We start from the raw sequence: 11092 nt of genomic DNA, 5'->3' as shown, positions 1-11092 counted from the left end.
CAAGGACCGGGTGGCGCTGCAGCGGCGGGCACTGCTGCTGTACCCGCCGCTGCCGCCCGGTGCGTTGGGTTCGGCCGGGCTCGCCCGGTTCGTGCTGGCCGTTCCGGGTGCCCGCCGGGACCTCGGCCGGCTCACCGCGGCCGGCCTGGCCACGGCGCTGCTCGGCCTGCTGGTGCCGCTCAGCACCGGCGTGCTGCTGCCGCAGCTGCTCGCGGCCGACCGGCACCCCGTCCGCTGGCTGGCCCTGCTGCTGGGATCGGCGGTGGCGGCGTCATGGCTGCTGGTGCTGGTCCGCAACACCGCGGCCGTCCGGCTGACCGGGCGGGTGCAGTCCGCGCTGGAACCGGCCGTCTGGGACCGGCTGCTGGGCCACGACGCCCGGTTCTTCCGCGACTTCACCACCGGCGACCTGGTGCACCGGGCGAACGCGGTCGCCCAGGCCCGCCAGGCGATGTCCGAGGTGCTGGTCGGCGCCGTGCTCGGCGCGGTGTTCGCCACCTCCGGGCTGACCGTGCTGCTGCTGGTCGACCTGTGGCTCGGCGCGCTGCTGCTGCTCGCCGTGCTGGCGGTCACCGGGCTGCTGCTGGCCCTCGGCCGCCGCCGGCAGCGCTACGAGAGCGAGGTGTTCGCGCTGCACGGCCGGCTGCAGGGCGTGCTGTACGGGCTGCTGCTCGGCATCGACAAGATCCAGACGGCCGGCCGGGAGATCCAGGCCTTCGCCCGCTGGGCGGTGCCCTTCGCCGCGCAGAAGCGGGCCGACGCCGCCGCACAGCGGGCCGACGCCGCGGCCGGTGCGCTGACCGCCGCCCTGCAACCGCTGCTGCTGGCGGTGCTGCTGGCAGGCGCGACGGCGGCTGGGGACACCCCGTCCGGGCACCTGATGGCCGCCGGTGTCGCCGCCGGCCAGGTCGCCATGGCGCTCGGCCAGGTCACCCACGCCGCGGCCGGCGCCTACGGCATCGCCCCGGTGCTGGACCGGCTGCGGCCGATCCTCGCCGAGTCCGGGCCGCGCGAGCGCCGCGAGGCACTCGCCGACCCGGGCCCGCTCGGCGGCGACGTCGCCCTGGAGGACGTGGTGTTCCGCTACCCGGGCACCGCCGCCCCCGCTCTGGACGGCGTCTCGCTGCACGCCGCACCGGGCGAACTGGTCGCGGTGGTCGGCCCGTCCGGCGCCGGCAAGTCCACCCTCGTCCGGCTGCTGCTCGGCTTCGAAGAGCCGGAGTCCGGGACGGTCCGCTACGACGGCCGCGACCTCGCGACCCTCGACGCCCGGCTGGTCCGCCGCCGGCTCGGCGCCGTCCTCCAGCACGGCCGGATGCTGCGCGGCTCCCTGCTGGAGAACCTCGCCGGCACCGACAGCGAGGTCACCGAGGACAGGGTCTGGGAGGCCGCCGAACTCGCCGGCATCGCCGACGACCTGCGCCGCCTGCCGCTCGGCCTCGGCACCAGGATCGGCGAGGACGCGCAGGGCTTCTCCGGCGGACAGGTCCAGCGGCTGCTGCTGGCCCGCGCCCTCGTCCGCCGGCCCGCCGTCCTGCTGCTCGACGAAGCCACCTCCGCCCTCGACAACGCCACCCAGCGCAAGGTCGCCGAGGCCGTGGCCGGCCTCGACACCACCCGCATCGTCATCGCCCACCGGCTCAGCACCGTCCGCACCGCCGACCGCATCCACGTGCTCTCCGGCGGGCGGGTCACCGCCACCGGCACGTACGACGAACTGCTCGGCACCGACCCGCTGTTCACCCGCCTCGCCCGACTCCAGGAGATGTGAGATGTCGCTCGACCTGCAGACCTGGCTCCGCCCCGCCGACGCCTCGGCCGACGGGAACGCCGACGAGGGTGCCGCCGACGGCGCCGGCACCGCCCGGCTGCTCCCCGGCACCGCCCGGGGCGACGAGCGACTGCGCGCCGTGGTGGCCGCCGCGGCCTCCTTCGAGGACCGGGCCGCCGCCCGGCCCGACGGCACCGCGCACTTCGCCCCCGACCCGGACGAGGACCGGCGGGCCCGTGCCGCCGCCGTCGACACCTGGCTGCGCCGCGCCGCCGGCGGGCACGGCGGTGCCGGCGTGCTGCTCGACCACCTCGCGGAGACCGGCCGGCCGCTCGGCGACGGCCTGCGCCCGGTCGTCCTCGCCGACCCGGCCAAACTGCCGCCCTGGGCGCTCGCCCTGGCAGTCTTCCTGCGCACGCTGCCCGCCGCGCCGGGCCCGGAGACCACCGCGCCCGGCGCCCTCACCGCCGCCTTCGGGGCCGCCGCCCGAGCGCTGCTGCCCGACGGCGCCGGCGGGATCCTCGGCGTCCCGGTCACCGACCGGGCCCGCGCCGACCTGGCCGGCGCCCTGACCGCCCGGCTCACCGAGGCCTGCAACCTCTCGCTCTGCCACGAACTGCAGGCCGCCACCGGCCGCCCGCGCGCCACCGACTGGGACGCCGCCGGCGGCCTGGACACCTCCGCCGAGGGCTGGCTCGCCCGGCTGGAGCGGCTGCCCGCGCTCGCGTACCTGGTGGGCACCGTCTGCCGGCAGTGGCAGCACGTGCAGACCGAGCTGTTCGCCCGGCTCGCCGCCGACCGGGCGCTGCTCGTCGAGCAGCTCTGGCAGGGCGAGGACCCGGGCCCGCTCGACCAGGTCCGCGGCGACGCGGGCGACCGGCACGCCGGGGGCCGCTCCGTCGCCCTGCTGCACTTCGCGACCGGCCTGGCCGTCGTCTACAAGCCCAAGGACATGCGGCACGCCGCCGCCTACCTCGACCTCGTCCGCCGGCTCAACCGCGAACTGTCGCTCGACCTGCCGGAGCGCACCGTGCTGCTGCGCAGCGACCGCGGCGACGACGGCCACGGCGCCTCGCTCGCCGCCGACTGCGAGAGCGACTACGGCTGGGAGGAGCTCGTCCCGCACCGCCCCTGCGCGGACCGCGGCGGCTTCGCCCGCTTCTACCGGCGGCTCGGCATGACGATCCGGCTCGTCCAGCTGCTGGAGGGCCGCGACCTGTGGGCCGACAACCTGATCGCCGACGGCGAGCACCCCGCCCTGATCGACCTGGAGTGCCTGCTCTACCCGCAGGTCCAGGCGCCGCCGGTGCTCAGCCCCGGCCAGCACGGCCTGCTCGACGAGCTGGAGTCCACCGTGGTGCGCACCGCGATGGCCTTCCAGGCGTGGACGCCCGCCAAGCACTCCGGCGCCCTCGACATCGGCTGCCTCTCCCGGATCGGCAGCCTGGAGGTCGCCCCCGGCGTGCCCGCACTGCCGCTGCCCCCGTACCGGCCCGTCCACGACGGCGAGACCGCCGACCCGTGGCAGTACACCGCGGAGCTGACCGCCGGCTACCGCGAGATGCACGCCGCGCTGTACGCGCTGCGCGGCGAACTCGCCTCCGCGGACGGCCCGCTGGCGCCCTTCCGGGGCATCTGGGTGCGCTACATCTGGCGGCACACCTGGGACGGCTACAAGATCGTCCGCGCCTCGACCAGCCCGCTCGCCCTCGACAGCGGCGCCACCCGTGAGACGGTCATCGCCGGGGCCCTGCACGGCGCCGTCACCGCCCGCGCCGGCGACCCGGGCCGCGGCGACCTGCTGGACGTCGTCCTCGCCGAACTCGACTCCTACCGCGTCCTGGACATCCCGTTCTTCCGCTCGCTCACCACCTCCTCCTCGGTCTTCACCGCCGACGGCCGGGAGATCCCCGGCCACTTCCAGGGCACCGGCTGGCAGCGCCTCCAGCACCGGGTCGCCGAACTCGACACCTTCGACCTCGACACCCACCTCGCCGTGCTCACCGGCTGCATCGACGCCGCCCGCGCCGGCACCGAACTGCCCGCCCCGCCCGCCGCCCGCACCCGCCGCACCACCCCCGGCTCCGGCGAACTCCTCGGCCACGCCGTCGCCATCGGCGACCGCATCCTCGCCGACCGGCGCGGCCACGGCTGGCTCGGCCAGAGCTGGTACCCCGGCACCGGCCTGCGCCAGGTCGAGGTGCTCGGCCTCGACCTCGTCACCGGCACCCCCGGCCTCGCCGTTCTGCTCGCCGAACTCTGGGCCGCCACCGGCGAACCCCGCTTCCACCGCGCCGCCCTGCACGCCCTCACCACCGCCGCCGACCTGATCGACCCGGACTCCCCGCGCGGCTTCGCCTTCGCCGCCGACACCCGGCTCGCCGCGGGCGCCCCCGTCCCCGGCGGACTGGCCGGCCCCGGCTCGCTGATCCACGCCCTCGCCCGGGCGGGCGTCCTGCTCGGCGAACCCGGACTCCTCGCCCGCGCCCAGGTCCTGGTGCCCGGCGCACTCGCGGTCGCCACCCCCGCCGAACCGCGCCCCGGACGCCCCGTCCGAACCCCGCAGCCCGACACCCCGATGGGCACCGCCGGCCTGCTGCTCAACCTGCTGCGGCTGCGCCGCGCCACCGGCCCCGGCCACGCGCCGACCGAGGAGGGCATCCGCACCCTGGCAGCCGCCGCGCTGGACGCCCTCGCCGGCCTCGGCACGGAACCCGGCGAGGAGCCTGCCGACAACGGCTTCCTCGACCTCGTCCCGGCCGGCCCCGACTCGGTCGCCGCCGCCCTCGCCCGGACCCTCGCCGAGGCACCCGGCCTGCTCGCCGCCCCCGAGACCGTCCGCGAACGCCTCCGCGGCCACCGCTTCGCCACCGCCACCCGGGCCGGCCGGCTCGCCTGCCTGGACACCGCCGTCTCGCTGGGCGCCGGCACCGTCGACCCCGCCGAACTCGGCGCCCTCACACCGCCGGTCGGCGCCGCGCAGATCTCCGGCCGCACCACCCGCGACCTGGTCGCCACCGCAGGCGAGGCCCTCACCGCCGCCGAGGCCGGCCTGCTGCACACCGTCCCCGACGGCGCCGACGCGCTGCTGCCCGGCCCGTTCTACGACGGCCGCGAGGCCGCCGGACTGCTCGTCGGCGAGCTGATCGCCCGCCACGGGGCCACCGGCCGCTGGCACCCCGACCGGGCCGCTGACGACCGGATCAACCTCGGCGCCCTGGACGGTACCGCCGCCGTCGGCCTGCTGCTGCTGCGCCTGCTCGACCCCGCCACCGCCCCGCTCGCCACCCTGCGCTGACCGCCCGAGACCCGAGGGACCGCCATGTCCGACACCACCGCGATCGGCTTCAAACGCCACTACACCCCGTACGTCGTCGACGGCGAGGCCGTCTACCTGGTCTCCGAGCGCGGCGTCTCCGTGGTCGACGGCGCCCTCGCCCAGCGCCTCGCCCCGCTGCTGGACGGCACCCGCACCCCCGAGCAGATCGGCGCCGCCCTGCATGGCACCGTCCCCGCCGACAAGGTCCTCGGCGCCGTCGGCACCCTCCGCGACCGCGGCTACCTCGCCCCCGCCGGGCCCGTCGACGACCCGGCCGGCGCCGCCTACCTGGAGATGGCCGGCCTGGACGGCGCCGCCGCCTCCGCCGCGCTGCGCACCTCCCGGGCCCGGGTCGAGGTGTACGGCGACCTCGACCCGCAGCCCTTCCTCGACGCGCTCGCCGCCGCCGGCGTCACCGTCGACGAGGACGCCGAGTTCACCGTCGCCCTCACCGAGGACTACCTGCACCCCGGCCTCGCCGACCGCGACCGCGCCGCCCGGCGGACCGGCCGGCCCTGGCTGCTCGCCCGCCCGGTCGGCTCGATCGTCTGGGTCGGCCCGGTCTTCGTCCCGGACCCTTCCGACGGTGCGACCGGCTGCTGGGAGTGCCTCGCCCACCGGCTCTCCGCCAACCGCCAGTCGCTGAGCTATCTGCAGCACCGGCTCGGCCAGGACACCCCGATCTCCACCGCCGGCGCCCACCTCGCACCCACCCTCGGCACCGGCGCCCAGCTCGCCGCCCTGGAGGCCGCCAAGTGGCTGGCCGGGGTACGCCCCTCGGAGCCGGCGGTGCTCACCTTCGACACCGTCCTGCTGGAGGCCGAACGCCACAGGCTGGTCCGCCGCCCGCAGTGCCCGGCCTGCGGCGAGCCCGGCCTGATGGCCGAACGCCAGTTCGCCCCGGTGGAGTTCACCTCCCGGCCGAAGGCGTTCACCGCCGACGGCGGCCACCGCTCCGCCTCCCCGGAGGACATGCTGGACCGCTACCGGCCCCAACTCTCCCCGGTGACCGGCGTGGTGACCTCCCTGGTGCCAGCTGCCCGCACCCCCACCGGCCTGCGGGTGTACGTCTCCGGGCAGAACCTCTCCCGGCAGAGCGGCGACCTGCGCCAACTGCGCACCGGGCTGCGCTCGGTGAGCTGCGGCAAGGGCCGCACCGACGTCCAGGCCCGGGCCAGCGCGCTCGGCGAGGCGATGGAGCGCTACTCCGGCGTCTTCCAGGGCGACGAGGCCCGCCGCACCGCCAGCTTCACCGAACTCGGCGACGCCGCGATCCACCCCGCCCGCACCCTGCTCTACAGCGACCGCCAGTACGAGGAGCGGGCCCGTTGGAACGCCCGCCGCTCGATGTTCAACACCGTCCCCGAGCGCTTCCGCGAGGACGACCGGATCGAATGGTCGCCCGCCTGGTCGCTCACCGAGCAGCGCACCCGCTGGCTGCCCACCATGTCGCTCTACTACGGCTACCGGCACCGCCACGGCTTCTTCGCCGCCGGCGACTCCAACGGCTGCGCGGCCGGGACCTCCTTCGAGGACGCCGCCCTGCAGGGCTTCCTGGAGCTCGTCGAACGCGACGCCGTCGCCCTCTGGTGGTACAACCGGGTGCAGCGGCCCGCCGTCGACCTGGACGCCTTCGGCGACCCGTACATCGCCGAACTCCGCGACATCTACCGGGGGTTGCGCCGCGAGATCTGGGCGCTCGACCTCACCTCGGACTTCGGCATCCCGGTGGTCGGTGCGTTCTCCCGGCGCCTGGACAAGCCCGCCGAGGACATCCTGATCGCCTTCGGCGCCCACCTCGATCCGCACATCGCGCTCACCCGGGCCCTCACCGAGATGAACCAGTTCCTCGGCCCGGTCGCGGGCGACGTCGAGGGCCGGGTCAGCTACGCCGGCGCCGACCCCGAGCAGAAGGCCTGGTGGACCACTGCCACCGTCGCGGGCAACCTGCACCTGCTGCCCGACCCCACCGTCGCGGCCGCCGGCCCCGGCCGCTGGGCGCAGCTCGCCGGCACCGACCTCGCCGACGACCTGTCGCTCGCCAGGCGCCTGGTCGAGGAACGCGGCATGGAGTTCCTGGTGCTCGACCAGACCCGCCCCGACGTCGGCCTGCCGGTCGCCAAGGTGATCGTCCCCGGCATGCGGCACTTCTGGGCCCGCTTCGCCCCCGGCCGCCTCTACGACGTGCCGCTCGCCCTCGGCTGGCTCGACCGGCCGACCCGGGAGGAGGACCTCAACCCCGTCCCGATCTTCATCTGACGACGTGCGGGCCGCCGTGCTGCTCGGCGGTCCGCCCCTCCCGGAGGAGGTACTCCGCATGACCGTGACCGAACAGCTGCCACCCGACCTCGCGGCCGGCGGCGGCCCCCTGCGCACCCTGCTGCGGCTGCGCCCGGAGGTCGTCGTCACCGCCCAGGGCGACGACCTCGAACTCAGCCACCCCTGGGGCCGTCAGCGGGTGCACGCCCTCGGCGCCGACACCGTCGACCGGCTCGCCGAACTCACCCGCACCGAGGTCGACCTCGACGAACTCCCCGCCGGCGGCAGGCTGCTGCACCTGCTGCGGCGCTTCCCGTACCTGGTCACCACCACCCTCGCCGACCCGCTCGGCGTCCCGCTGGCCACCGCCGTGCCGATCGCCCGCTCGGCGGGACTGCCCGGCCTCGGCCGGTCCGCCGACACCGCGGTGCTCTCCCGGTTCGCCTACCTGCGCCGACTGCCCGAGGAGCACGCCGGGGCGTGCGTCCTCGAATCGCCCATGGCGCCGTTCCGGCTCACCCTGCACCGTCCCGCCGCGGGCGCCTTCGTGGCGGCGGTCACCGCCTCCCGCTCGGTGGACGAGGCGGCACTGCTCGCCGGCCTCGCACCCGCGGCCGGACGCTCCCTCGCCGGACTGCTCGCCGGGGCCGGCTTCCTGGACGACACCGCCCAGGGCGAACCCCCGCTCTGGGACTTCCACGACCTGCTCTTCCACGCCCGCAGCCGCCCGGGCCGGCACGACTACCCGAGCGGCGGCGTCTTCGCCCACCCCGAGGTCGCCCAGCTGCCCGCGATCCCCGGCACCGGCCCGCGAGAGGAGGGCGCCGGCATCGACCTGCCCGTCCCCGACTGGGACGAGGTGCTGGCCCGGGACCCGGCCCTCTCCGAAGTGCTGGAGGGGCGCCGGTCCGTCCGCGCGTACGCCGAACGGCCCGTCACCCTCGACCAGCTCGGCGAACTGCTCTACCGGGTGGCCCGGGTCCGCCGGATCATCCCCGGCGACCCGGCCGACCCGCACGGCTACGACATCGTCGACCGCCCCTACCCCGCCGGCGGAGCCACCGGCGAACTCGAGGTCTACCTCTCGGTCGTCCGCTGCGAGGGCCTGGTGCCCGGCGTCTACCGGTACGACGCGGCGGCGCACCGCCTCCGCCCGCGGCCCTTCACCGGCCCCGGGGACGAAACGGCCTTCCGCGAGCTGATGACGGCCGCCTGGCGGGCCACCGGCTGCAGCGTCGACCCGCAGGTCCTGCTCACCGTGACCTCACGGTTCGGGCGGCTCTCCTGGAAGTACAGCCAGATCGCGTACGCGCTGACGCTCAAGCACGTCGGCGTGGTCTACCAGACGCTGTACCTCGTGGCGACCGCCATGGGACTGGCCCCCTGCGGCCTCGGCTCGGGCGACACCGACGCGGCCGCCCGCGCCCTCGGCCTGGACTGGACGGCGGAGTCCTCAGTCGGCGAGTTCCTCATCGGCAGCCGCCCGTCCGACGTTCCCCGCACGGCCCACGGCTTCGCCGACATGGTCAGCCAAGCAAGGGGGTAGCCCCAAGGGCACGGGCCGACCCCAAGGGGGCGCGGGGAACTGCGCGGTCGGGGAGGGCTCACCTGTCGAGTGGGGTCAACCCCAAGGGGCGCGGGGAACTGCGCAGTTCGGGGAGGTCTCACCTGTCGAGTGGGGTCAACCCCAAGGGGCGCGGGGAACTGCGCAGTTCGGGGAGGTCTCACCTGTCGAGTGGGGTCAACCCCAAGGGGCGCGGGGAACTGCGCGATTCGGGGAGGGCTCACCTGTCGAGTGGGGTCAACCCCAAGGGGCGCGGGGAACTGCACAGTTCGGGGAGGGCTCACCTGTCGAGTCGGACCGACCCATTTCCGGTCGACGCGAATTCGGCAAGTGGACCACATCCGAACTGCGCAGTTCCCCGCGCCCCTGATTGGTCGGCCCGCAGCCCGGGTTGCGCAGTTCCCCGCGCCCCTCATGGGTTGTCCCGATCCTGAAAGCAGGCGTCAGAGCCAGCCGCGTTCGCGGGCGATCCGGATGGCGTCGCAGCGGTTGCGGGCCCGGGTCTTGGCGATCGCCGCGGAGACGTAGTTGCGGACGGTGCCGGGGGAGAGCGAGAGGGCGGCGGCGACCTCGTGGATGGTGGAGCCGTCCGCGACGTGGCCGAGCACGGTGACCTCCCGGGGGGTGAGCGGGGAGGCGTCGCCGCGGACGGCGTCGACGACCAGCCGGGGGTCGTACACCCGTCCGCCGCGGGCGAGTTCCCGGACGGCGGCGATCAGTGCGGCCGGCGGCACGTCCTTGAGCAGGACCCCGGCGACCCCGTCGGCGACCGCACGCTGCAGGTCGGCGGTGCGTGCCTGTGCGGTGAGGAGCAGCAGGGCGGTGGCCGGTGCCCGGTCGCGGATCAGGGCGGCGGTGGCCGGGCCGCCGGGGCCGGGCAGGTCCGGGTCGAGGACGGCGACGGTGGGCCTGGTGCGGGCGGCCTCGGCGGCGGCCTCCTCGGCGGTGGGGGATTCGGCGACCACGGCGAGGTCGCTCTCCCGGTCGAGCAGGGCGCCGAGCCCGCTGCGGAACAGGTGGTGTCCGTCGGCGAGGAGGACGCGGACGGCGGCGGTGCCGCCTCGGGCGGTGGGGGCCGCCGGGTGGAGCGGGCTTTCCAGGACGGTGGTCATCCGGCTACCTCGTGGGCGTCGTCGTCTCGGTCTGCGGGTGCGGCCGGCGGGCCGGGTCGCGGGGCCGGCGCCTGTGCGGGCGGTCGCGGGTGGTGCCGGGGGTTCGGCTCAGCCCCAGCCCCAGGTGTCCTGGTGGCCGGTGGGCAGCGGGGGAAGCGGGGTGCCGGTGGAGGTGGGCGCAGGGGCGGTGTCGCCGTCGGCCCGGTACGCGGGGCCCGTGTGGCCGGTCTGGGCGGTGGTGGCCACGCCGGTGAGCACGCCGAGACCCAGGGCGACAATCGTGATGAAACGGACCTTCTGCGTCATGGGGATGCCCGATCCTCTCGCGTTCGGCTGCACCTCGGGCTGCTTCCGGGGTGCGGTGGTGTCAGGGGCCGAGTGGCGGCTGGTCCGTACCGGGCCCCGGTGGGGGCTGCTGTCCCGGTTGCGGTCCGCCGTTCTGCCGACACCATGAGAGTGGCCGCTCCGGCCGGTCCGTGTCAGCAGCCGGAGCTGGCACCACAGTGCCGTGACACCCTGAGGCCAGCTCGCCGGGCTGCGTGGCGGTGGGCGCGGGCGGCGGTCAGGGGCGGCTGGGCAGGGCGTGCAGGCCGAGCGCGATCCACGGGTCGGCCTCGCAGCAGTGCAGTTCCCAGCCGCTCAGTTCGCCGTTCTCGGCGACGAGTTCGCCGCAGGCGTCGCGCAGCCGGTCCTCGGCCTCCAGCAGCGAGCCGGCGTCGACGAAGACCACCGCGTCCAGTGCGTCGGCGGAGTGCCGGATGCGCGCGTGGCTCAGCCGGGCGGAGCCCCGGAGCCCGCGCTCCAGCCCGGCCCGCACGGCGGGTTCCACCGGTGCGCGGAGCGGCCGGCCGCTCCGCGCCGCCAGGTGGACGCGGATCGCATACACGTCGTCCAGCCTGACGGATGCACAACACCTTTGGCGGCGCGGGCCGGTGTCAGATCTCCGCCTGGCAGCAACATGCCACCGCCGTTCGGGGGAGGCGGCGGCACCGCTACCGTGGAGAATGCGCGACGGGGGTCCGTGCCCGTTCACAGTTCATCCATCGGACCGCCGGGATTGCCCGCAA

General features: G+C 76.1%; 7 protein-coding genes. 4 read left to right on the top strand and 3 right to left on the bottom strand.

The genetic code is table 11. The annotated features are described in order from the left end of the window. From KSNIM_RS10065 to KSNIM_RS10050, 4 genes are all read left to right on the top strand, one after another. A partial coding sequence (locus KSNIM_RS10065; RefSeq protein ID WP_263102886.1) for an ATP-binding cassette domain-containing protein occupies window positions 1-1771 on the top strand: 1771 nt, incomplete at its 5' end. A gap of 1 nt (window position 1772) precedes the next feature. Beyond that, on the top strand, window positions 1773-5069 hold the full coding sequence (locus KSNIM_RS10060) for a type 2 lanthipeptide synthetase LanM (RefSeq protein WP_263102885.1): 3297 nt from the start codon (window positions 1773-1775) through the stop codon (window positions 5067-5069). 24 nt (window positions 5070-5093) lie between these two features. Next, window positions 5094-7349, top strand: coding sequence for a TOMM precursor leader peptide-binding protein (locus KSNIM_RS10055; RefSeq protein WP_263102884.1), 2256 nt, complete (start codon window positions 5094-5096; stop codon window positions 7347-7349). A 58-nt stretch (window positions 7350-7407) separates the two neighbouring features. Then, complete coding sequence (locus tag KSNIM_RS10050; RefSeq protein WP_263102883.1) at window positions 7408-8895, top strand: SagB family peptide dehydrogenase; 1488 nt, start codon at window positions 7408-7410, stop codon at window positions 8893-8895. 461 nt (window positions 8896-9356) lie between these two features. Here the strand turns inward: KSNIM_RS10050 and KSNIM_RS10045 are convergent, their stop codons facing one another. From KSNIM_RS10045 to KSNIM_RS10035, 3 genes are all read right to left on the bottom strand, one after another. Further along, window positions 9357-10025 (bottom strand): response regulator, encoded by a 669-nt coding sequence (locus tag KSNIM_RS10045; protein ID WP_263102882.1) that lies wholly within the window; start codon window positions 10023-10025, stop codon window positions 9357-9359. Between the two features lie 108 nt (window positions 10026-10133). Further along, window positions 10134-10331, bottom strand: coding sequence for a hypothetical protein (locus KSNIM_RS10040; RefSeq protein ID WP_263102881.1), 198 nt, complete (start codon window positions 10329-10331; stop codon window positions 10134-10136). A gap of 256 nt (window positions 10332-10587) precedes the next feature. Then, window positions 10588-10911, bottom strand: coding sequence for a hypothetical protein (locus KSNIM_RS10035; RefSeq protein WP_263102880.1), 324 nt, complete (start codon window positions 10909-10911; stop codon window positions 10588-10590). Window positions 10912-11092: the final 181 nt, after the last annotated feature.

This window comes from Kitasatospora sp. DSM 101779, from assembly GCF_025655475.1.
Lineage (GTDB): Bacteria > Actinomycetota > Actinomycetes > Streptomycetales > Streptomycetaceae > Kitasatospora.
The sequence above is the reverse complement of the archived record's forward strand: the minus strand, read 5'-3'. Positions and strand labels throughout refer to the sequence as shown.